18 protein-coding genes and 1 pseudogene are annotated in these 23349 nt (G+C 64.5%); 11 read left to right on the forward strand and 8 right to left on the reverse strand.

Annotation, left to right across the window (positions count from 1 at the left end; all coding sequences use genetic code 11):
• Positions 1–2 precede the first annotated feature (2 nt).
• The 4 genes from VI26_RS16335 to VI26_RS16350 all read left to right on the forward strand — a co-directional run bounded on the left by VI26_RS16335 (position 3) and on the right by VI26_RS16350 (position 4296).
• The gene (locus VI26_RS16335; RefSeq protein WP_048410802.1) at positions 3–1163 is read left to right on the forward strand and encodes an iron-containing alcohol dehydrogenase; all 1161 of its coding nucleotides are present in this window, start codon (positions 3–5) and stop codon (positions 1161–1163) included.
• A complete protein-coding gene (locus VI26_RS16340; protein ID WP_048410803.1) occupies positions 1163–1873 on the forward strand; it encodes a gamma-glutamyl-gamma-aminobutyrate hydrolase family protein in 711 nt (236 codons plus the stop codon). The genes VI26_RS16335 and VI26_RS16340 overlap by 1 nt, the downstream gene beginning before the upstream one ends.
• A gap of 145 nt (positions 1874–2018) precedes the next feature.
• Positions 2019–3557 (forward strand): amino acid permease, encoded by a 1539-nt coding sequence (locus VI26_RS16345; RefSeq protein ID WP_048410804.1) that lies wholly within the window; start codon positions 2019–2021, stop codon positions 3555–3557.
• 100 nt (positions 3558–3657) lie between these two features.
• Complete coding sequence (locus VI26_RS16350) at positions 3658–4296, forward strand: LysE family translocator (RefSeq protein ID WP_048410805.1); 639 nt, start codon at positions 3658–3660, stop codon at positions 4294–4296.
• 75 nt (positions 4297–4371) lie between these two features.
• On the opposite strand, the gene VI26_RS16355 is transcribed toward VI26_RS16350, so the two are convergent.
• The 6 genes from VI26_RS16355 to VI26_RS16380 all read right to left on the reverse strand — a co-directional run bounded on the left by VI26_RS16355 (position 4372) and on the right by VI26_RS16380 (position 12346).
• Positions 4372–4575, reverse strand: coding sequence for a DUF2788 domain-containing protein (locus tag VI26_RS16355; protein WP_019099892.1), 204 nt, complete (start codon positions 4573–4575; stop codon positions 4372–4374).
• A 109-nt stretch (positions 4576–4684) separates the two neighbouring features.
• Complete coding sequence (locus VI26_RS16360) at positions 4685–6883, reverse strand: TonB-dependent siderophore receptor (RefSeq protein ID WP_048410806.1); 2199 nt, start codon at positions 6881–6883, stop codon at positions 4685–4687.
• A 118-nt stretch (positions 6884–7001) separates the two neighbouring features.
• Positions 7002–7889 (reverse strand): DMT family transporter, encoded by an 888-nt coding sequence (locus VI26_RS16365; protein WP_053074464.1) that lies wholly within the window; start codon positions 7887–7889, stop codon positions 7002–7004.
• Positions 7890–7945: 56 nt separating this feature from the next.
• Positions 7946–9172 (reverse strand): argininosuccinate synthase, encoded by a 1227-nt coding sequence (locus VI26_RS16370; RefSeq protein ID WP_048410844.1) that lies wholly within the window; start codon positions 9170–9172, stop codon positions 7946–7948.
• A 99-nt stretch (positions 9173–9271) separates the two neighbouring features.
• Positions 9272–10195, reverse strand: coding sequence for an ornithine carbamoyltransferase (gene argF / locus VI26_RS16375; protein WP_048410808.1), 924 nt, complete (start codon positions 10193–10195; stop codon positions 9272–9274).
• Positions 10196–10387: 192 nt separating this feature from the next.
• Positions 10388–12346 (reverse strand): aminotransferase class I/II-fold pyridoxal phosphate-dependent enzyme, encoded by a 1959-nt coding sequence (locus VI26_RS16380; protein ID WP_048410809.1) that lies wholly within the window; start codon positions 12344–12346, stop codon positions 10388–10390.
• 203 nt (positions 12347–12549) lie between these two features.
• On the opposite strand from VI26_RS16380, the gene dinG reads away from it, so the two are divergent.
• The 4 genes and pseudogenes from dinG (at position 12550) to VI26_RS16400 (ending at position 17943) form a co-directional block, all read left to right on the forward strand.
• Positions 12550–14676 carry an ATP-dependent DNA helicase DinG gene (dinG, locus tag VI26_RS16385; RefSeq protein WP_048410810.1) on the forward strand — a complete coding sequence of 709 codons (2127 nt, stop codon included), beginning with the start codon at positions 12550–12552 and terminating at the stop codon, positions 14674–14676.
• A 126-nt stretch (positions 14677–14802) separates the two neighbouring features.
• A pseudogene (locus VI26_RS16390) lies at positions 14803–15087 on the forward strand (DUF3579 domain-containing protein); the annotation flags it as partial.
• Positions 15088–15294: 207 nt separating this feature from the next.
• Positions 15295–16479, forward strand: a complete 1185-nt coding sequence (locus VI26_RS16395) for a porin (protein ID WP_231581035.1) — start codon at positions 15295–15297, stop codon at positions 16477–16479.
• Positions 16480–16794: 315 nt separating this feature from the next.
• Entirely contained in the window at positions 16795–17943 is a 1149-nt protein-coding gene (locus tag VI26_RS16400) for a porin (protein ID WP_048410812.1), read from the forward strand.
• Positions 17944–18132: 189 nt separating this feature from the next.
• On the opposite strand, the gene VI26_RS16405 is transcribed toward VI26_RS16400, so the two are convergent.
• Entirely contained in the window at positions 18133–19017 is an 885-nt protein-coding gene (locus VI26_RS16405) for a LysR family transcriptional regulator (protein ID WP_048410813.1), read from the reverse strand.
• A 115-nt stretch (positions 19018–19132) separates the two neighbouring features.
• Between VI26_RS16405 and VI26_RS16410 the strand changes: the two genes are divergently transcribed.
• The 3 genes from VI26_RS16410 to VI26_RS16420 all read left to right on the forward strand — a co-directional run bounded on the left by VI26_RS16410 (position 19133) and on the right by VI26_RS16420 (position 22122).
• Positions 19133–19777 (forward strand): NAD(P)-dependent oxidoreductase, encoded by a 645-nt coding sequence (locus VI26_RS16410; protein WP_048410814.1) that lies wholly within the window; start codon positions 19133–19135, stop codon positions 19775–19777.
• 328 nt (positions 19778–20105) lie between these two features.
• Entirely contained in the window at positions 20106–21506 is a 1401-nt protein-coding gene (locus VI26_RS16415; protein WP_048410815.1) for an L-serine ammonia-lyase, read from the forward strand.
• An 85-nt stretch (positions 21507–21591) separates the two neighbouring features.
• Entirely contained in the window at positions 21592–22122 is a 531-nt protein-coding gene (locus VI26_RS16420) for a GNAT family N-acetyltransferase (RefSeq protein WP_048410816.1), read from the forward strand.
• Here VI26_RS16420 and VI26_RS16425 read toward each other — a convergent pair.
• Complete coding sequence (locus VI26_RS16425) at positions 22110–23282, reverse strand: MFS transporter (RefSeq protein ID WP_048410817.1); 1173 nt, start codon at positions 23280–23282, stop codon at positions 22110–22112. The two genes, VI26_RS16420 and VI26_RS16425, sit on opposite strands and share 13 nt — an antisense overlap.
• Between the last annotated feature and the right edge of the window lie 67 nt (positions 23283–23349).

The raw sequence follows: 23349 nt of genomic DNA on the forward strand, positions 1-23349 counted from the left end.
CGATGCAACTGCAAGGCAACTGGAATTATCCGACCAGCATCCGCTTCGGCGCCGGCCGCGCCGTGGAACTGCCGGCGCTGTGCCGCGAACTGGGCATGCGCCGCCCGCTGCTGGTCACCGACCCCGGCCTGGCCCGGCTGCCGATGCTGGCCCGGTTGCGGAGCTTGCTGAGCGACTCCGGCCTGGAGACCGCCTTGTTCAGCGATATGCGCCCCAATCCGGTGGGCCGCGACGTCGACGCCGGGGTCGCCGCCTTCCGCGACGGCCGCCACGACGGGGTGGTCGCCGTCGGCGGCGGCAGCGCGCTGGACGTGGGCAAGGCCATCGCTTTGATGTCCGGACAAAAACGCCCGCTGTGGGACTTCGAGGACGTGGGCGACAACTGGCTGCGCGTCGATCCCGCCGGCGTCGCGCCCACACTGGCGGTGCCCACCACCGCCGGCACCGGCTCCGAGGTGGGACGAGCGTCCCTGATCATCGACGAAGCCGCGCACCGCAAGGTCATCATCTTCCATCCGGCCATGCTGCCCAAGCTGGTGCTGGCGGACCCGGAGCTGACCGTCGGCCTGCCGCCGGCGCTGACCGCCGCCACCGGCGTCGACGCGCTGGTGCACAATCTGGAAGCCTTCTGCTCCCCGTTCTATCACCCCATCGCCCAGGGCGTGGCGCTGGAAGGCATGCGGCTGGCGCACGACTGGCTGCCGGCGGCCCACGCCGACGGCGGCAATCTGGAAGCCCGCGCCCAGATGCTGTCCTGTTCCATCATGGGCGCCACCGCCTTCCAGAAAGGCCTGGGCGGCGTGCACGCGCTGGCGCATCCCATCGGCGCGGTGTTCGACACCCACCACGGCCTGGCCAACGCCGTGCTGCTGCCCTATGTACTGGTGCGCAACCGGCCGGCGATAGCCGAACGGCTGAGCGCCGCCGCCCGCTACCTGGGCCTGGCCGACGCCGGCTTTGACGGTTTCCTGGCCTGGGTGCTGCAATTGCGCGCCTGCCTGGGCATTCCGCACACCCTGGCGGAGATCGGCATCGGCGCGGACGCCGCCGCCGACATCGGCCGCATGGCCAAGGCCGACCCCAGCGACGGCGGCAACCCCTTGCCCCTGTCCGCCGACGACTACCGCGCGATCTTCCTCGCCGCGCAGCAAGGCAGGCTGTGATGAGGCGCCCGCTGATCGGCCTGACCACCTACCCGGCCACGCCCGAGCACGGCTACCACACGCCGCTTGAATACGTGGCGGCGGTGGTGCGCGCCGGCGGCGCGCCGGTGCAATTGCCGGCGCTGGGCCCGGAGATGGTGGACGACTGGCTGGACAAGCTGGACGGCGTGGTGCTGATCGGCGGCGGCGACATCGACCCGGCCCGCTTCGACCGCGACGGCCACCCGACCATTTACAACCTCAGCCCGGAGCGCGACGCCACCGAAATCGCGCTGGCGCGCGCGCTGCTGCAACGCAAGCTGCCGACGCTGGCGATCTGCCGCGGCCTGCAAATCCTCAACACCGTGCTGGGCGGCAGCCTGCACCTGCACCTGCCGGACGTGGTGGGCGAAGCCGTGCCCCATCGCGCGCCGCCACGCGTGCCGACGCCGCACCCGGTGCGCGTCGCCGCCGATTCCTGCCTGGCGGGCCTGATCGGCACCGAAGTCCTCACCCAGTCCTGGCACCACCAGGCGATAGACCGCCCCGGCCACGGCGTGGTGCCGGTGGCCTGGGCGCCGGACGGCGTGATCGAGGCGATAGAAATCGCCGACTTTCCCCAGTTGATCGCGGTGCAATGGCACCCCGAGCTCTCCGCCGAGCGCGACAGCGGCCAGCAAAGGCTGTTCGACGCGCTGGTCACCATGAGCGGAACGCCGCCGCCCGGCTGAGCGCCGCCGCGCCTCGCTTCCTAAATAGACACGAAGCCCGGATCACCGGGCCAGGGCCCGGCCGGCCTCCGCCGCCGTTCGGGCGCCGGCGCGTACGCGCGCCTAGGCGGAAAACCACAGACATGCACAATGAGAGAGGAACATCATGGAACCAGTTCGGCACGAGTCCGCGCCCGTGGGCGAGGACGAGAAACTGTTGCACAGCATGGGTTACGCTCAGGAGTTGTCCCGACGCATGAGCGGCTTTTCCAACTTCGCCATCTCCTTTTCCATCATCTGCGTGCTGGCCGGCGGCATCACCGCCTTCCCGGCCGGACTCAGCGCCGGCGGCGGCGCGGCCATCGGCATAGGCTGGCCGCTGGGCGCGCTGTTCGCCGCCATCGTCGCCGCGGCCATGGCCCAGATCGCCTCCGCCTACCCCACCGCCGGCGGGCTTTACCACTGGGCGTCCATTCTGGGCGGCAAGGGCCTGGGCTGGACCACCGCCTGGATCAATCTGCTGGGACTGATCTTCGTCACCGCCGCGGTCAATTTCGGCGTTTACGATCCCTTCTTCAAAACCCTGGTCGCGCCGCTGCTGGGCCTGAATCCGGAACAGCTGGGCTGGGGCCATCAGACCTTGTTCCTCGCCGTGGTGGCGCTGAGCCAGGCCTGGCTCAACCACCTGGGCATCAAGCTCACCACCCGGCTGACCGATCTGTCCGGCTATCTGATCTTCGTCGTCACCCTGGCCTTGGTGGTGTCGCTGCTGATCTACGCGCCTGGACCGCTGGACTTCTCCCGGCTGTGGACCTTCCACAATTACAGCGGCGCCGACGGCGGCGCCTGGCCGCGGATGGACAACACGGTGATGGTGTTCCTGGCCGGCCTGCTGCTCACCGTCTATACCCTGACCGGCTACGACGCCTCCGCCCACACCTCGGAGGAGACCCGCGAAGCGGCCCGCAATGTGCCCAAGGGCATCTTGCGCTCGGTGCTGTGGTCCGGCGTGTTCGGCTATTTGATGATCTGCGCCTTCGTGCTGGTGCTGCCGGACCTGAGCGCCGGGGTCAAGGCCGGCATGGGCTTTTTCGATCTGCTGCTGAGCGCGCTGCCGCCGGCCTTGAAGGCGGCGCTGGGCATAGGCATCTTTCTGGTCAACTATCTGTGCGGCCTGGCCTGCCTGACCTCCACCTCGCGCATGATGTACGCCTTCGCCCGCGACGGCGGCCTGCCGGCCTCGCGCTGGCTGCGCCAGGTGCATCCGCAACACCGCACCCCAGGCCCGGCGATCTGGGTCAGCGCCGCGCTCGCCATCGCCGCCACCTTGTACGGCGACGCCTTCCTGGTGCTGTCCACCGGCGCCGCGGTGTTCCTGTACATCTCCTACATCCTGCCGTCCGCCGCCGGCCTGTTCGCCGAGGGCCGCAGCTGGACCCACAAGGGGCCGTTCGATCTGGGCCGGGCGTCCAAGCCCATCGCCGCGCTGGCCACGCTGGGCGGCGCGGTGCTGGTCTTCGTCGGCATCCAGCCGCCGAATGAGAAGGTCTTGTACCTGACCATAGCACTGCTGCTGGTGCTGGCCTTGTTCTGGTTCGCGCTGGGCGTGCGCAAGCAATTCAAGGGACCGCCCACCGGCCAGCGCATTCAGGGCCATCAAGCGCATATCCGCGAAATCGAAAGCGCGCTGGACGAGGCCGGCTGAACGCGCAGTCCAAAGGGAGGCCGGCGCGGCCGGACAAAGCGCTTGTCTCCCGGCGGCAAATGCGGAATCATCCGGACACGAACCACCGCCAGAGAAGCCCATGCTCGTCACCCCGGAACAATTGCTCGCCTTCACCGCCGCCGCGATGCTGATCACCCTGTCGCCCGGCCCGGACAATCTGATGGTGCTGAGCCAGGGCATCGCCCGCGGCCGCCGCCAAGGCATGGCCTTCGGCCTGGGCTGCGCCTTGGGCTGCCTGAACCACACGGTGCTGGCCGCGCTCGGCGTCAGCGCGCTGATCGCCGCCTCCCCGCTGGCCTTCACGCTGCTGAAATTCGCCGGCGGCGGCTATCTGATCTATCTGGGCTGGCAGGCGCTACGCAGCCCCGGCGCCAGCTTCCAGGCCGCCGCCGCCGGGCGGGACGCCGCGCCGCTGGCCACCACCTTCCGCAAAGGCCTGATCGCCAATGCGATCAACCCCAAGGTGGTGCTGTTCTTCCTCGCCTTCCTGCCGCAATTCGTCAATCCGGCCCAGGGTCCGGCCGGGCTGCAGATCGCCGTGCTCGGCCTGGTCTTCACGCTGCAAGGCGCGCTGATCTTCGGCTGCCTCGGCTATTTCTCCGGCACCATCGGTCAATGGCTGTCCAAGAGCCACCGCGCCAGCCAGTGGCTGGACCGCATCGCCGGCAGCGTGTTCATCGCACTGGGCTTGAAGCTGATACTGGACCGCGGTCACTAGCGGCTAGCGAGTTTTCCAGGGGCCATAAAAAAGCCGGCAAGCAAGCTTGCCGGCTGTTCGCGCTATCGCGGGTCTTCACTTCTGGATCAGGAACTCCACCAGCACATTCTTGAACAGGAAGCCGGACACGCCGAAGCCCAGCACCAGGAACAGGATGAACATGCCCATCTTGCCGGCCTGAGCCTTCTTGCCTAGGTCCCAGATGATGAAGCCCATGAAAATGATCAGGCCGCCCAGGCACACGATCATGGAAATATTGGTGAATTGTTCTTCCGACACTTGTTGTCCTTTGAGTCCACAGCCAATCACGAGCCGGCGGGGTCTTTGAGCCTCAGCCCCGCCTGGCCGTAATAAGATACTCGCCATCGCCCTCCGGCTCAATGCCTCCTCAGAACTTGTACACGGCGGACAAGACCGCGGAGCGGCCGTCGCCGTACTCGATCAAGGAAGTCTGGGCGCCGCCCCCCGCCTGTTGGCGCACGCGCTCGACATAGGCCTTGTCGCCCAGATTCTCCAGATTGAGCTGGAAACTCAGCCGGCGGTTCAGCTTATATCCCAGCATCGCGCTGTGCACCCAATAAGCATCCAGGCTGCCGCCTCCGGCGGAAGTGACCTTGCGCTCGCCAATATAGCGCGCGCCGTAGGCTAGGCTCCAACCGGAGGGCAGCGCATACGTCGTCCATAGATTGAAGGCATGGCGCGGCGTATTGGCGAGCGCCTCGCCGGCCTGCCCGCTGGCCGCATCGGCCTGCAGCGTCTTGCCGTCCAGGTAGGCGTAGTTGGCGAACAAGCCCCAATTCCCGGTCAGCTTGCCGCTGGCGCCCAGTTCCAGCCCGCGCACCCGCTGCTTGCGCGTCATCGCATAGCTATTGTCGGCCAGCCGCTCGCGCGCATTGTCCTTGTCCACTTGGAACAACGCTCCGGTCAGCGCCAGTCCGCCATCCAGCACCTCCCATTTGCTACCCAGCTCCACCGTCTGGTTTTTTTCCGGCTCGAGATTGGCGGTCGCCCGGTCCAGGCCGCTGCCATTGGCAGCCAGAAACTCAGCCGAAGGATTGAAGGACGTACCGTAAGAGAGATAAACCCGGCCTGCTTCCGCCGGCTTGAACACCAGCCCTGCCCGGCCACTGAGCTTGCGGTCGGAACTGCTCGCCTCGCTCGCCGCGCCGGCGGCCGAAACCGTGTTGACCTTGCCGTCCATCCAGTCATAACGCAAACCCAGGCCGAGATCCCAGCGCGGGCTCAGCTCGATATGATCCAGCGCGTACAAGGCCTTGACCTCCAAACTAGCGTCCAAGCGGTCGGTGGACTCGCGCCGAACCGGGCCGCTCCAATAACCGGGAGGATTGCTCAACGGATAGCCATCGGCCGGGAACAGCGCGCTCAGCGCATAGCCATAGCCTTGGCGATCATATGTCTCGCGGGAGATCTCCACGCCGGACACCAGCGTGTGCCGCCAGCTGCCGCTGGCGAAACGCGTGGTGATATTGGTCTGGTTGATCCACATCCTATTATTGGTTTCTCGACCGTAACCCTGCGGCCCAGCCGGCAGATAGCGGCCTGGCGGCAGCTTGCCGCCCACGCTGACGCGAGCGCCGGAGAACACCGTATCGCGCTCCAAGCGGGCATGACGCATCAGGTTCTGCAGCTCGACCTCGTTGGCGAAACGATGTTCCAGTTTCACGGTCACGGCATCCGCCGTGGCTTGGTCCTTGTCCAGATTGCGCCAGCCGTAATAAGCGTTGCGCGATACCCCGGCCAAGCGCTTGCCGTTGAGCGCGGGCACGCCGTTGTCCGGCAACTTGTCGTCGTATTGGTGCAGATAGCTGAGCGTCAGCTTGGTGGGTCCATCAATGCCCAAGCTCAACGACGGCGCGACGCCCCAACGTTTGGCATCGATGAAGTCCCGGCCCGGCACATCGTTCCGGTGCGCCATCAGGTTCAGACGCAGGGCGGCGGCCTCGCTCAGCCGCTGATTGCTGTCCATGGTGAGCCGACGATACTGATCGGTTCCCAGGCCCGCGCTCAGTTCCGTGAAAGCATCCGGCTTGGGCTGCTTGCTGACCATATTGATGCTGCCGCCGGTGGTGCCGGCGCCGCCGAACACCGAGTTAGGCCCCTTGATCACCTCAACCGCTTCCAGATTGAACAAATCGGAGCGATAGGTTTGCGCGCTGTCGCGCAAACCATCCAGCTGCATATTGGCATTGGCGCTGAAGCCACGGATATTGATGCTATCGCCCGAACCGGCGCCGCCCTCCCCGGCGTTGAAGGTGATGCCGGGCACATTAGACAAAGCCTGGCGCAGGCTTTGCGCGTTCTGCTCCTGCAACAGGCGTTGTGGCAGCACGGTAATGGTCTGCGGCACGTCCAGCAGCGGCACCGGAATCTTGGCGGAACCGGAACGATCGACCTTGGGCCCTGCGTCTGGCGCGGCCGTTACCGTGACCGTGCCCAGCGTGAGCGGCGATGCCGCGGAACGCTCGGCTTCCGCCCAGGCTGGCGCGGCGAAGGATGTCGCCATGGCCAGGGCGGAATACAGGCTGGGCGGACGCAGATGGGCGCGGGAAACAATGCTGAGCTTCATGACGGACTCCATATGAGAATGAGAATTATTATTTTTCACATAGAGTAAGGACCCGTCCGAGTCCCAACAACGCGCCATGGTCCGGCGGCCAAGCCGCCGCGCTAAGCGCGTGGCGGAATTACCACGCCCTGCGCAGCCGCTGCAACACCAGGGCCACGCCCAGCGCGGCCAACAACATGCCGGCCACCGCCAGCAGGCTCAGCTGTTCGTCGAACAGCCACCAGGCCTGCACCGCGGCCAGGCCCGGCGTCAGGTAGAAATAGCTGGCCACCTTGCTGACATCGCCGTCCTTCAGCATGCGCATCAGCAGCAGGATGGCCAGCACCGACAGCGCCAGCACGCTCCAGCCCAGGGCCAGCGCCAGTTGCGCGTTCCAATGGATGGCGTCGCCGCGCTCCAGCCCCAGCGCCAACGCGCCGGTGATCAGGAAGGCCGCCAGGTATTGATGGAAGGCGCCGGTCAGCGGATGCACGCCCTGGCCGAAGCGTTTCTGGTACAAGGTGCCGGCGGTGATCGCGCACAAGGCCAGCGCGGTCAGCCACAGGCCGGGATTGGCGCCTAACTGCAAGCCCTTGCCACCCAGCACCACCAGCAGCGCGCCGCCAAAGCCTATCGCCAGGCCCAGCCATTGCATGCAGCTCAGCCGCTGCTCGCCCATCAGCCAGCTCAATATCGCGGTCAGTATCGGCTGCAGGCCGACGATCAGCGCGGTGATGCCGGCCGGCACCGCCAGCTTGATGCCGGCGAAGCTGGCGCCCAGATAGAGGCCGTGCAGCATCGCGCCGCAAGCCCATTGATGCTTGGCCGCCGCCAGCCCGGGCCAGGCGGGCCGGAAGCAGGCGATCAGCGCGCCGAAGCACAGCAGGGTCAGGCCCATACGTATCGCCAAAAAGGTGAACGGGCCGATGAAAGGCAGACCCAGCTTGGCGCCGATGAAGCCGGTGCTCCACAGCAGCACAAAGGCCCAGGGGATCCAGGCATTGGATCGATGACTATTGATTTCCATATCTTGTTTCATGAAAAAAGCCCCCAGCGGGGGCTTATTGGGCCAAGCGCGGGGCTTTAGCCGCGTTTCAGTTTGGCGTTGCCGGCAATCCGCATCCGCAGCGCGTTCAGGCGGATGAAACCGGCCGCGTCGGCGTGATTGTAGGCGCCGCCGTCTTCGTCGAAGGTGGCGATGGTGGGGTCGAACAGCGAATCGGTCTTGGATTCGCGGCCCACCACGATCACATTGCCCTTGTACAGCTTCAGCCGCACCCAGCCGTTGACCGTGGCCTGGGAGGCGTCGATCATGCCTTGCAACATCAGGCGCTCCGGGCTCCACCAGTAGCCGGTGTAGACCAGTTTGGCGTACTTAGGCATCAACTCGTCCTTCAGATGAGCCACTTCGCGGTCCAGGGTGATGGATTCTATCGCGCGGTGCGCCTTCAGCATGATGGAGCCGCCCGGGGTTTCGTAGCAACCGCGGGATTTCATGCCCACATAACGGTTTTCCACGATGTCCAGCCGGCCGATGCCGTGCTTGCCGCCAAGGCGGTTCAGCTCGGTCAGCACCTGGGCCGGGCTCATCGTCACGCCGTTGATGGCGGTGATGTCGCCCTTCTCATAGCTGAGCTCGATGTATTCGGCCTGGTCCGGCGCGTTCTCCGGGCTCACCGTCCACAGCCACATATCCTCTTCCGGCTCCGCCGCCGGGTCTTCCAGCACCGTGCCTTCGTAGGAGATGTGCAGCAGGTTGGCGTCCATCGAGTACGGGCTGCCGCCGTTCTTCTTCTTGCTGATGTCGATGCCGTGGGTTTCCGCGTAGTTCAGCAGTTTTTCCCGCGACAGCAGATCCCATTCCCGCCACGGCGCGATCACCTTGACGTCCGGCTTCAGCGCGTAATAGCCCAGCTCGAAACGCACCTGGTCGTTGCCCTTGCCGGTGGCGCCGTGCGACACCGCGTCGGCGCCCACCTGATTGGCGATCTCGATCTGACGCTTGGCGATCAGCGGCCGCGCGATCGAGGTGCCCAGCAGGTATTCGCCCTCATAGACGGCGTTGGCGCGGAACATCGGGAACACGAAATCGCGGACGAATTCCTCGCGCAGATCGTCGATGAAGATGTTTTCCGGCTTGATGCCCAGCGACACCGCCTTCTTGCGCGCCGGCTCCACCTCTTCGCCCTGGCCGATGTCGGCGGTGAAGGTCACCACCTCGCACTGATAGGTGTCCTGCAGCCACTTGAGAATCACCGAAGTATCCAGACCGCCGGAGTAAGCCAGTACCACTTTCTTGATGTCAGACATTTTGTATTCTTTCAAATCCATTGATTGCCGGATCCGGCCCGCGCCTGGCGCGGCCTTGCCGAATCGCGTAAACGGCGGGCGCTCGCCCGCGTCGTCAGTTCAGTCGTAACGCTGGCCCAGCAGCAGGAACTCGATCAGCGCCTTCTGCACGTGCATGCGGTTTTCCGCCTCGTCCCAGACCACGCTCTGCGGCCCGTCTATCACCGCGGCGGCCACTTCCTCGCCCCGGTGCGCCGGCAAACAGTGCATGAACAAGGCGTCCGGCTTGGCCAGCTTCATCAGCTCCGGCGTCACTTGGTAGTCGCGGAAGGCTTCCAGCCGCGCTTCCTTCTCCGCCTCGAAACCCATGCTGGTGAACACGTCGGTGGTCACCAGGTCCGCGCCGGCCGCCGCGTGACTGGCGCTGTGGCTGGGCTCGAAGTGCTCGGGGCCGTAATGCTGGCCGTCCAAGGCCTTCAGTTCGAAGCCCACCGGCGTCGCCACCTTGAGCTTGAAGCCCAGGATTTTGGCCGCCTGCAGCCAGGTGCGGCAGACATTGTTGCCATCGCCTATCCAGGCCACGGTCTTGCCCTTGATTGAGCCGCGCTGCTCGATAAAGGTGAAGATGTCCGCCAGGATCTGGCACGGGTGGTATTCATTGGTCAGGCCGTTGATCACCGGCACCTTGGAATGCGCGGCCAGCCGCTGCACCAACGCCTGCTCATAGGTGCGGATCATGATGATGTCGCTCATCCGGGACAGCACGCGCGCGGTGTCCTCGATGGGCTCGCCGCGGCCCATCTGCGAGCTTTGCGTGTCCAGGAACATCGCGTGGCCGCCCAGTTGCGCCATGCCCGCCTCGAAAGAGACGCGGGTGCGGGTGGAATTCTTCTCGAACACCATGGACATCACCTTGCCGACGAGCGGCTGGTACAGCTGGCCGTCGCTACGTCGTCGCTTCAGGACCTTGCTGCGCTCGAAGAGGTGGCGATATTCCTCGTGGGTCAGGTCGCTGAATTGCAGGTAATGCCTAGGGGACGTCATGGTGCTCCATTTCAAAAAAAAGGCCACCGCGCGTTCGACACCGTTTCGGTGTCCTTCATGCGCGATGGCACATTACTACACGCAGGTCTCAAGTCATTCACAGGCGTCGCAAGCATGCCTACGCAAAGCGCATGATTTACATAATTGCGACAAGAGTTATATTTATCGGAAATCAGCCTGTCTGACAAGCATTCATTTGAACAAGGCGCGTCCAGGCAGTTGCGCCAGCTCCCCTTCTTTGAGCACCCGCAGCAAAAACTCGCCGCCATCCTCGGCCAAACCGTGCATTTCTATGGATTTCTGGGTTTTTTGCAGTCGCGCCAAATAAGCGAGGATGGTGTCGTCTATCACCTGGCCGGGCACCAGCACCGGAATGCCGGGCGGATACGGCACGATCTGGTCGCAGCAGACGCGTCCGACCAGCGCCGCGTTGGGGCGGCCGTCGTCGTCCAGCAGCGGCAGCCGCTCGCCGGCCTCGTAAAAAGCGTCGCGCGGCAGACTGGCCAGCCGGGAAAAGCGCGGGATTTCCGGCATCCGCCCCAGCGGACGTGGCGGGCGCTTCTCCTTGGCCAGTCGCAGCATCGCGTCATACAGCCGCGACACCTTGCTGCGGGTGGTGCCCAGGGTCAGCAGCAGGGTGATGGTGCTGAAAGTGGATTTCTCCACCTGAACGTTGTAGCGCTCGAACAGCGCCTGCTGCAGCTCGTCGGCGGTGAAACCGGACTGGGTGATGTCCACGGTCAGCTTGGTCGGATCCAGCTGGATGCCATCTCCCCTCACCTCGTCCGGCAACAGGTCCGCCAGCCCCAGCACCCGGAAGGCGCCGGTGGAGTCGATCTTGTCGCGCAGCTCCTGCGCCAGCTTCAGCGTGCGGTCCAGCAGCCGGTAGCCCTCCATCACCGCCTGCTTGCGCGCCACGTCCAGGCTGGCGATCAGGTTGTATTGCGGGCTGGTCGACGCGTGCATATTGAAGTTCTCGCGGAACAGATGCGCGTCGAAGCCGGGGTCGTTGACGTGGATCATGCTGGCCTGCGAGAACGCCGACAGCACCTTGTGCGTGCTCTGGGTCACATAGTCGGCGCCGGACTCCAGCGCCGTCGGCCGGAACGCTGGGTGGAAACGGGCGAAACCGTACCAGGCCTCGTCGACGATGACCTTGATGCCCTGCTCGTGCGCGGCCTCGATGATGGGCTTCAGATCATAGCGCAGGCCGTCATAGGTGCAGGAAGTCAGGATCAGCACCCGCGCGTCGGGATTGGCGGCGATCGCGGCGAAGATGGTTTCCTTGGGCACCGGCCCGAAAATGCCGAACTGCTTGTTGATCGAGGAATCCAGATACACCGGCAGCGCGCCGGACAGGATCACGCCGTGATGCACCGATTTGTGACAGTTGCGATCCAGCAGCAGCTTGTCGCCGGGCGCCAATAGGGTCTGGAAAATCACCTTGTTGGAAGTGGAAGTGCCATTGGTGGCGAAGTAGGTGCGCTTGGCGCCGAAAGCCTTGGCCGCCAGCATCTGCGCCTCCTCTATCACCCCGGTGGGGTGCAGCAGCGAGTCCAGCATCGGCACCGACACCGACAGATCGGCGCGCAGCATGCTCTCGCCGACGAAGTCGTGAAAATCGCCGACCCAGGGGCTGCCCTTCAAGGAGTCCCCGCCGGAATGGCCGGGCGTGTGCCAGGAATCCTTGGCCATGCGCACATATTGCTTGAGCTTGTCGTAGAACGGCGTCGCCGACTTTTCCGCCAGCTCCGCCGACAGAATGCGGAACCAGCCGTGGAAATCCAGCTCGTCGCGGTAGAAATAGCCGTCCACCGCGTGGCTGGCCAGGTCTTCCACCAAGGCGCGCTCGTCATCGTCGAACAACAGCACGTACAGCGAAATTTCCGGACGGAAGGCGCTGATGCGGTTGGCCAATTGCGCCGCCGCCTGGCTGACGCCTTTCTCCTGCAACTGCTTGTCCACCAGCACCACCTGGACGTCGCCATCGCGGGCGATCAGATCCAGCGCGTCCTGGCTGCGCGCGACGCCGACGAAAGTCAGGCCATAGGGGTTTTCCAGCCGCACAGCGGCGGCGCCCAGTCCGGCCAGCACATCGGCCTGCCATTTGGCGTCGTCGCTGACCACCAGCACTCGGCTAACGGGTGTCATGATCGGGTTTCTCCTGTTGATATTGCTTTGCGCTGTTATCGATGGTTTTGTCTGTCTGATTCGCTCGCGCAATTTCGCTTGTTTTTATATTTGTCTATCCTATCCACATCGGCGCCTCGCCGTCATTTTGCAGTCGCACATCAGGGTTTCCCCATGTTCGGCGCGGCCAGACAATCCTGCCCCCATGCGGTACAATCGCCGCCATGTTGACCGATGCTGAAAAAGACGCGATCCGCGACCATTACCGGACCATAGCCGACAATCTGCCTGGCTTTCGCCCGCGCGCCGCGCAACGCCGCATGCTGGCGGAAATCGCCAATGCGCTGTCGCGCAGCAAAGACAAGGAAGGCGACGACTGGCCGGAGCGCGCCGGCGAAAGCATCGCCGTGATCGAAGGCCCCACCGGCGTCGGCAAAAGCCTGGCCTATCTGCTGGCCGGCGGCTTGATGGCCAAGTCGCGCGCCAAGAAGCTGGTGGTCACCAGCGCCACCATCGCGCTGCAGGAGCAACTGGTCAACCGCGACCTGCCCTTCGTCGTCGAGAACAGCGGCCTGCCGCTGACCTTCGCGCTGGCCAAGGGCCGCGGCCGCTATCTGTGTCCGCAACGCATCTTCGCGCTGACCGCCGAAACCGCCCAGGGCCAGCTGCTGGACCTGGATCCGACGCTGGCGCTATGGGACCGCAAGCCGGAAGCCGGCGAGATCGAGACCCTGCGCCAGTTGGCCGACGCCTTCTACTACCGCAAATGGAACGGCGACCGCGACACCTGGGACAGCGTGATCGACGACGGCCTGTGGTCGCGCGTCACCAACGACCGCCACGGCTGTTTGAAAGCCGCCTGCCCCAACCGGCCGGAATGCCCGTTCTACCTGGCGCGCGACGTGCTGGAAAACGTGGACGTGGTGGTGGCCAACCATGACCTGATGCTGGCCGACGTATCCATGGGTGGCGGCGTGATCCTGCCGGCGCCGGAAGAAAGTTACTACTGTATCGACGAGGCGCACCACCTGGCCAAAAAGGCGGTCAACCAGTTTTCCGCCGAGCATTCGCTGGCCCAGGCCATGTCCTGGCTGGATAAAGTGGCCGCCACCGCCATCCGCGTGGAAGCGCTGACCGACAAGGTGGAAATCGTCAGCCAGGCGATAGAAGCCGCCAGCGCCTGCTCCGAAACGCTGACCGAATGGCTGTGGCTGCTGGAGGGCGAAGACGCGCTGGCCGCTTCCAGCGACAATCTGGAGCCCACCTGGCTGATAGAGGACGGCGTGCTGCCGGAACGCTTCCAGGGCCCCACCGCCAATATGGCCACGTCGGCGCGCTCGCTGTTCAAACAGCTGAGCCTGCTGAGCGACGCGCTGGGCGAGGCGCGCAAGGACAAGGGCGGCGAAGCGGCGCAAGTCGACAAGACCGCCTCCGATCTGGGTTTTCTGACCGCGCGCGCCGAGCAACTGCTGGCGGTGTGGGAGTTGTTTGAAAAAGAAACCGAGCCCGCCAGCCCGCCCATCGCCAAATGGATCACCCGCCGCGCCGAGGGCAAGGGCGATTACCTGTTTTCCGCCTCGCCGGTCAGCGCCGCCGCCAGCCTGGCCGCCACGCTGTGGCGCCGCGCCGCCGGCGCCATCCTGACCTCGGCCACGCTGCGCTCGCTGGGCGAATTCGAGCTGCTGCTATCGCAGACCGGCCTGAAGTGGATGCCGGAAGTCAGCTGCGTGGCGTTGGACTCCCCTTTCAATTTCGACGAGCAGGGCGAGCTGTATCTGCCGCCTATGCTGGCCAGCCCCAAGGACGCCGGCGGCCATACCCGCGAAATCGTGGAATGGCTGCCCAAGCTGATCGATGTGAAAGAAGCGGTCGGCACCCTGGTGCTGTTTTCCTCGCGCAAACAGATGCAGGACGTCGCCGCCGGCCTGCCGTCCACGCTGCGCGAGCGGCTGCTGATCCAGGGCGAAATCCCCAAGAGCCTGCTGATAGAACAGCACCATCAACGGCTGAAACAGGGCGAGCCCAGCGTGATCTTCGGCCTGGACTCCTTCTCCGAAGGACTGGACCTGCCCGGCGAAAGCTGTGTGCACGTGATTATTGCCAAACTGCCGTTCGCGATGCCGGACGATCCGGTGGGCAAAACCCTGTCGCGCTGGATAGAGAAACGCGGCGGCAATCCCTTCATCGAACTGACCGTGCCCGAAGCCTCGATCAAGCTGGTGCAGGCCGTCGGCCGACTGATCCGCACCGAACGCGACTACGGCCGCGTCACCATCCTGGACAACCGGCTGCAAAAGCAAAGCTACGGCAAGCGGCTGCTCGCCTCGCTGCCGCCGTTCAAGCGCATCTGATTTTCGGGTAAAATACTAAATATTCAGCAACAAACAAAACGCCTGAATATAAAACGCCAAGCGCAAATCGCTTAGCAGACGATAAAAAACAGGCTAAACCAAAAGCAAACACTCCGGTCCACCGCCATGATCTGCAATCCATACGAAATAGTCATCCAGGGCGTCACTTCCGAAGGCCGCACTTTCCGTCCCAGCGACTGGGCCGAACGCCTGGCCGGCATCCTCGCCTCCTTCGACGACCAAAAACTGCACTACCACGCCCATGTCCGTCCGATGATGCTGGATGGCGTACGCTGCGTCGCGGTGGACAAGAAGCTGGAAAAAATCAGCCCGCAAGTGTTTTGCTTCCTGATGGACTTCGCCAAGGACAACGACTTGCGCATCGTTGACTGCCGCACCCTGCTGGACGAGGTCTACCCGAATCAATTCTTGGCGTAATTGCAACACCGCACCTGTCCGATTTATCTTTAAGCAACAGATTGGCAACATCCTCGTCATATTTTGTGGCTAAACTAAGACAAGTGTTGTGGCGACACCGCAGTCTGGTTTGTTAACAAACCTTGCGCTGCACGAAGCCGGCACCTGGATTAATTAAAGCAAAACAGACTTGGAGTATTCATGATGCAGAAGAAAAATCTGGCAGCCCTGGTTGCCGCGATGTTCGCCTTGCCCGTTGTCGCCCACGCTGACGTCACCATCTACGGTTTCATGAGCGGCGGCATCGAATCGACCAAAGCCACCGGCTCCGGCGGTTCCGAGTACAGCAGCCGCACCCGCATCGTCGACCACAATTCCCGCATCGGCTTCAAGGGTTTTGAAGACATCGGCGGCGGCACCAAGGCGATCTGGCAGGTGGAAAACAGCCTGCGCAACTTCGAGCAGGGCGGTACCAACGACAAGGGCCAAACCGCCTCCTTCGCCACTCGCAACACCTTCATCGGCATCGACAACAACGACTTCGGCCGCGTAGTGCTGGGCCAACACGACTCCGCCTACAAGATGTTCGCCGGCAGCGGCAACAGCGCGCTGGGCACCGACCTGATGGTCAACACCACCGCCGACAACTTCGGCAGCAGCTCGGTCAACAGCCGCGGCGAAGCGCGTCTACCCAACTCGGTGCACTACTTCTCCCCAAGCTGGGCCGGCTTCAAGCTGGGCGCGTCCTGGGGCGCGGATGAAAACCGCGTGTCCGGCAATGACTCCAAGCGCCTCTCCCTGGGCCTGGGCTACACCTGGCAGGGCCTGAACCTGGCCGCCGCCTGGGATCGTCAGTACGACATGGCGGTTACGCCCAACAGCAACTCCTACAACACCTCCAGCAGCAATAGCCCCGCGGTGCTGTCGCTGAACTCCGGCAAGAACGTCACCTTCTACAGCATTGCCGCCAGCTACAAATTCGACACCGGCACCTTCGTCGGCGGCAACTACGAATGGGGCACTTTCGACCAGGTGGGCGGCGGCCAGCTGAAGCAGGATGACTGGCTGATCGCTCTGGGTCAGGACTTCGGCGCGGCTTCGGTCAAGCTGTCCTACGGTCAACTGGGCACGCTGAAGAACACCTCCGCCGGCGTCAACGGCGACGACTTCAAGGCCAAGCAGTGGATTCTGGGCGGCACTTACAACCTGTCCAAGACCACCCAGTTGTTGGCTTACTACACCAAGATCAGCAACAACGCCAAGGCCAAGGCCAACTTCGCCAACAACCCGGTATACGACAGCATCAATGCTGATCCATCCAAGAACGCTCTGACCGCCGGCAACGACCCGCAAGCCTTCGGCGTCGGCTTCAAGATCGCTTTCTGATCCTGAACGACTGCCGCTCCAATCACGCCGCCGGCCCTGCCGGCGGCGTTTTTACATCCTCGCAGTTCTTCCTGCCTTCGCCCAGACCACGATCGCTGGTCATCCCGCAGCCAAGCTCCCTACATTGATCGACATGCGTCGATAGCCGCCAACGCGGGCATTCGCGCATCGCACCCTTCCCATCCGGCAAGGGCCTGTTCACGATCTGGCGAGTCAGCCGGCCCGGACGCAGACCGCCACGCCTACGCCAACCCATCTCAGCGGCGGACCTGCCCCGACGCCTTCCGCCACAGACCGCCCTCAAAGGAGCATCAAATGCAGAAGACAGGCTTGGCAACGCTGATAGGCTCGCTCTCCATCCTGCCCCTGGACGCGAAGTCCGACACCACTTTCTACGGTTTCATCAGCGGCGGCATCGAATCCAACAAGGCCAGCGGCGGGCAAGCTCCCGGCTACGCCAGCCGGACCCGCGTCGTCGACCATGTGTCGCGCCTGGGTTTCAAAGGCCGCGAAGACCTGGGCAACGGCAATAGCGCGCTATGGCAGTTGGAAAGCGGGCTGCGCCACTTCGAGCAAGGCGGCGTGGACGACCGCGGTCAAAACGCGGCGTTCGCCACCCGCAACAGTTTCATCGGACTGGAGCATGCCGCCATCGGCCGCATCTTGCTGGGCCACCACGATTCCGCTTACAAGATGTTCACCGGCAGCGGCAACCCGACGCTGGGCACCGCCTTGATGCCCAACGCCACGGCAAATCAGTTCGGCCCAAACGCGGTCAACAGCCGCGGCGAAGCCCGGCTCAACAACTCCCTCCATTACTACTCTCCCAATTGGAACGGCTTCAAACTCGGCGCCACCTGGGCCATGGATGAAACGCGCCAAGGCGGCGGCAACGCCAAGCGCTTGTCGCTGGGCCTAGGCTACGTCTGGCGCGGCCTGACGCTGGCGGCGGCCTGGGACCGCCGCTACGATACCGCGATCGCGCCGGCCGGCAACACCCCTCCAAGCGCCGTTGCCGGCAAAAGCCTTAGCTACCACAGCCTTGCCGCCAGCTATCGCTTCGACACTGGCACCTTGATAGGCGGCAATTACGAATGGGGGCGGCTGGACCCGCCTGGCGGTGAGAGACTGCGCCAGGACGATTGGCTGATCGCGCTGAGCCAGCCCTTCGGCGCGGCCGAGCTCAAGCTGTCCTACGGCCAGTTGGGCGCCTTGAAACAACTGGGCGCCGGCGCCGACGGCAAGGACTTCCGCGCCAGCCAATGGCTGCTGGGCGGCGGCTACCGGCTGTCCAAGACCACGCAGGCATTCGCCTACTACACCCGGATCCGCAACCACGCCAAGGCCAGCGCCAACTTTTCCGTCAACCCGCTCTACGACCAAGCCCTCGGCACGCCCAAGGCCTCGCTCAGCGCCGGTTCGGACCCGCAGGCCATGGGCCTGGGGCTCAGCATCGTGTTCTGAGAACCTGTCCCCGATCTGCTGCGCGCCGGCGGGATGGATAGAAATGGGCGTTGAAACCGAGCTCAGTGCTCATGTACCTCCTGTACATTCCGCTTCTTCAACCGTTTTCGCCTTGTCTCGCCTTAGCTCGCGAGATCGTAAACAGGTTCTGAGCCCCCTTGCGTCTTTGCTCGAACAGCGGAAGGCTCATCACTTGCCCAGGCTGGCGCGCAAGGCCTCGATCGCGTAGCGCACTTTCGCCGGCTGGATATCGCGACGCGGCGTCACCGCGTAGATCGCCAGCGGCGGCAAGTGCCATTCCGGCAGCAGCCGCAGCAGGCGGCCATCGGCCAGTTCCTGCCGGATCTCAGGCTCCGGCTGCACCGACACCCCCATGCCGGCCAGCACGAATTGACGCGCGGCGACGATATTATTGCTGATCAAGCGCGCGTCCGGCTCCATCGCGAAACGGCCGCCGTCGACATGCTCGAACTCCAGGCTGCCCAGCTTGCGATCGGACAAAGCCACCCATTGCAGGCCGGGCAACTGCTCCGGTCGCGTGATCCCAGGCTGGCGCGCCAGATAAGCCGGTGACGCGCACAGCACGTTCGGCCAGTCCGCCAAGTGGCGCGCCACCAAGCTGGAATCCTTTAGCACGCCAGCGCGCAGCGCCAGATCAATGCGGTTCTCCACCAGATCTATCATCTCATCGTGGAAGAACAGCCGTAGCTTGAGGCCGGAATGCGCGCTCAGCAGCGGCGCCAGCGCCTCACTCAGCAAGGCGCCGGCAAAACCCGTGGGCGCGGCGATGCGCAGCTCGCCTACCGGCGCGTCGCGCAGTTCCAACAGACGCTGTTCGGCCAATTGCGCCGCCGCCAACATATCGGCGCAGCCCTGGTAGAACAGGCTGCCGGCCTCGGTCAGCGTCAGCTTGCGCGTGGTCCGGTGCAGCAGACTGACGCCGTGCTGCTGCTCCAGCTTGCTGATGTGCTGACTGACCGCCGACGGCGTCATGCCCAGTTCGCGCGCCGCGCCGTTCATCGAGCCTTTGTCCACCACCATGGCGAAAACCGCCATCCGTCTCAATGCGTCCATTTGTTAAGTCCAACTAAACTATCAATCTTATTTTTGCTGGATTATCACCCTATAATCAAGCTGCTATTCTGAACGCCATCAAACTTCATTATGTTTATCGCGGAAAGGAATCCCCATGAAAATCGCTCTGATCGGCGCTAGCGGCTTTGTCGGCTCGGCCATCCTGCAAGAACTGCTGGCTCGCAAGCATCAAGTCAGCGCCATCGTCACCAATCTGTCCAAGCTGCCGCAACACCCGCAGCTGAGCGGCGTGGCCGCCGACGCCTACCAGGCCGGCCAGATCGCCGCGGCCGTCGCCGGCCACGACGCCGTGATCAGCGCCTTCAATCCCGGCTGGGACAAGGCAGACATCCAGGCGCTGGCGGTCAAGGGCCACGACGCCATCGTCGCCGGCGTCAAGCAGGCCGGCGTCAAGCGCTTCCTGGAAGTCGGCGGCGCCGGCAGCCTGGAAGTGGCGCCCGGCGTGCAACTGGTGGACACCCCGGAATTCCCGGCGGAATGGAAGGAAGGCGCGCTGGGCGTGCGCGAAGCGTTGCGCCGCCTGCGCGAAGAAAACGCGCTGGACTGGACCTTCGTTTCGCCGCCGGCCTTCCTCCACCCTGGCGAACGCAGCGGCCAATACCGGCTGGGCGGCGATCAATTGCTGTTCAACGGCGACAAGCCGGCCGACATCAGCGTGGAAGACCTGGCCGTGGCCATCGTCGACGAACTGGAAAAACCGCAACATCTGCGCCGCCGCTTCACCGCCGCCGCGATCTAAACCCCAAGCCCGGCGCGTCCGGGCTTTTTCACGTCCGCCCCCCTCTTCGCCTTGCCCAAAGGGCTTTCCGTCCTTCCGAATCATGCCATCCGGATGCCAGACAGCTTCCGCCCGTCGAATCCCTGACGCAACTTAGTCCTGACTCTATAATTCTAAATTGACAGCGGCCGCCGGCTTGTCTAGATTGCCCGGCTGCCGCAAGATGGCAACACGCAGGCCGGCCTCTAGCTCAGGCCATGCGAAACCATGACAACGGCGATAATAAGGACGGTCCAGGCCGTTCTCACAATAACCCGCCCGCCGGGACACACCCCTTAAGAGAAGCATTATGGCCATCAGTGTTTTTGATTTGTTCAAGATTGGCATCGGCCCGTCCAGCTCCCACACGGTCGGACCGATGCGCGCCGCGCGCCAATTCATCGCCCGGCTGGAAAAAGACGGCTTGCTGACGCAGACCGCCAGCGTGCGCGCCGAAATGTTCGGCTCGCTGGGCGCCACCGGCAAGGGCCACGGCACCGATGTCGCGGTCTTGCTGGGCTTGCAGGGCGAACAGCCCGACCTGGTCGATACCGATGCGGTGGACGGCATGCTGGCCGCCATCCGCGCCGACAAGGCCATCGCGCTGCTGGGCAAGCACACCGTGCCCTTCGTCGAAGGCGAGCACCTGGTGCTGCACAAGAAGAAAACCCTGCCCTACCACCCCAACGGCATGATTTTCGAAGCCTTCGACGCCGCTGGCGCCAGCTTGTCCAAGCGTGCTTATTACTCGGTGGGCGGCGGCTTTGTGGTTGACGAGGCCGCCATCGACGCCGGCTTCGTGCCGCCGGGCGTCACCGAACTCAAGCATCCGTTCAAGAGCGCGGCGGAATTGCTGGCCTTGTGTCAGCGCCACGGCAAATCCATCAGCCAGATCATGCTGGAGAACGAACTGGCCTGGCGTAGCGAAGAACAAGTGCGCTCCGAGCTGCTGAAGATCTGGCAAGTGATGCAGGACTGCGTCAAGCGCGGCTGCGAGCGCGAAGGCATCCTGCCCGGCGGCATGAAGGTGAAGCGCCGCGCCGCCGACATGCACCGCAAGCTGCTGGCCTCGCCCGAGGCGGCGCTGCGCGACCCGCTGACGGTGATGGACTGGGTCAATCTGTACGCCTTGGCGGTGAACGAGGAAAACGCCGGCGGCGGCCGCGTGGTCACCGCGCCCACCAACGGCGCGGCCGGCATCATCCCGGCGGTGATGCACTATTACGCCCGCTTCGTGCCCGGCGCCAGCGACGACGGCATCGTGCGCTTCCTGCTCACCGCCGGCGCCATCGGCGTGCTGTTCAAGCTCAACGCCTCCATCTCCGGCGCGGAAGTGGGCTGCCAGGGCGAAGTGGGCTCGGCCTGCTCGATGGCGGCCGGCGCCTTGGCCGAAGTGCTGGGCGGCACCCCGGAACAAGTTGAAAACGCCGCCGAGATCGGCATGGAGCACAATCTGGGCCTGACCTGCGATCCGGTGGGCGGCCTGGTGCAAGTGCCCTGCATCGAACGCAACGCCATGGCCTCGGTCAAGGCCATCAACGCGGCGCGCATGGCGCTGCGCGGCGACGGCCAGCACTTCGTGTCGCTGGACCGGGTGATCAAGACCATGCGCGACACCGGCATGGACATGAGCACCAAGTACAAGGAAACCGCGCGTGGCGGCCTGGCCATCAACGTCATCGAAGTGCCGGTGAATATTGTTGAGTGCTGAGCCCCCACCCTGTTAGCATCGAAGCCGATGGCGCTTGCGCCGTCGGCTTTTTTTACGACCACATCCCGCGAAATCCGAACCAGCCATGCATCACATCGCCACCGCCAGACTGCAACTGCGCCCGCTGCACGCCAGCGACGCCCCCTTCATGCTCAAGCTGCTGAACGAACCAGCCTTCATCGCCAATATCGGCGACAAGAACGCCCACGACCTGCTCGGCGCGCTGCGCTATATCGAGGAAGGCCCGCAGGCCAGCTACCGCAAGCACGGCCACGGCCTCTTGCTGGTGGAGCGGCTGGACGATGGCGCCCCGGTCGGCATCTGCGGCCTGGTCAAGCGCGATGGCCTGGCCTACCCGGACATAGGCTACGCCTTCCTGGAACAATACTGGGGCTGCGGCTACGCCAGCGAAGCCGCGCTGGCCGCCATTGAACATGGCCGCGAACAACTGGGCCACGCGGTGGTGGTGGGCATCACCGCGCCGCACAATCAGGCGTCCATCCGCGTGCTGGAGAAAATCGGCCTGTTTTATCAGGGCCGAATCGAGTTGCCCGGCATCGACGGCGACAGCTGTTATTTCGTGCCGCCGGCCCTGTTGAAAGATCAGCCCGCCTGAACAGGCGCCGCCGGCCGCAGCCAGCGCCAGCACAGCAACACGCCCAGCGCCGCGGCGGCCGTCGACATCGCGAACGTCGTCGCCATGCCGCCGTGCGGCCATACCAGCCCGCCGATCAGGCCGCCGGCGCTGCCGCCGACGCCAAAGGAGGCGATGATGTACAGACCCTGGGCGCGACCGTGGTGATGTTGGTCGAACATGCGGTGGATCAACCCCACCGAAGCGGCGTGGTGCAGACCAAAAGTCAGCGCGTGCAATAGCTGAGCGCCTATCGCCACCCAGGCCAGCTCGGCCGCGGCGGCAATCAGCGCGAAACGCAGCACCGCCGCCAATAGCGACAACAGCATCAGCGTTTCCAAACGCGCGCGCGCCATGATCTTGGGCATCAGCAGGAATACCGCCACCTCGCTGACCACGCCCAGCCCCCACAACATGCCGATGGCACCCTGCTCATAAGCCGCCTGTTTCAGGCCGATGGAGAAAAAGGTGTAGTAAGGGCCGTGGGCGAAGGCCATCAGGAAGCAGCAGCCGAACAAGGCCATCACCTCCGGCCGCCGCAGCGTGGCCGCTATCGGCGCCGACGGTCCGCCCTTGCGCTCGGCGGCCACTTCCGGCACCCGCCAGGCCGCCACGGCCACCAGGGCCAGCAGCGCGCACAGCGCCCACGGCAGATTGCCTATGCCTATTCCGTCCAGCAGCAGGCCGCCGCTCATCGCCAGACAGACGAAGCCTATCGAGCCCCAGACCCGCACCCGGCTGTAACGCCCCGGCTGAGCGCGCGTCAGGTGGGCGGTGCTGGCCTCCACCAGCGGCAGCGCCGCCGCCCAGAAGAAATGCGACACCGCCAGGCTGACGAACACCCACCAGAAAGCGCGGTCCATCCCCACCAGCAGGAAGGCCGCAGCCGACAGCAGCGAAGTCGTCAGAATGATGGCGCGCCGGCGGCCGCGCCGGTCCGCCAGCCAGCCCCAGAAGCCGGGCGCCACGATGCGCGCCAGCGTGGACAAGGCCATCAGCACCGAGATCTGCCAGGCGGAGAAGGACAGCGACTGCAGATACAGTCCCCAGAACGGGCTGAACAGGCCCTGGAAGGCGAAATAACTGAAATAGAACAGGCTGAACGGCAGCAGGGATACGGCGGGTGACGCGGAAGACGACATGATCTGAAGCTCGGCCCTAGACGGGCTCCTGGTTGAAAACGTGAATAGCGCGCGGGGCGCGGCGGGC

It is taken from the genome of Chromobacterium sp. LK1, assembly GCF_001043555.1.
GTDB lineage: Bacteria > Pseudomonadota > Gammaproteobacteria > Burkholderiales > Chromobacteriaceae > Chromobacterium > Chromobacterium aquaticum.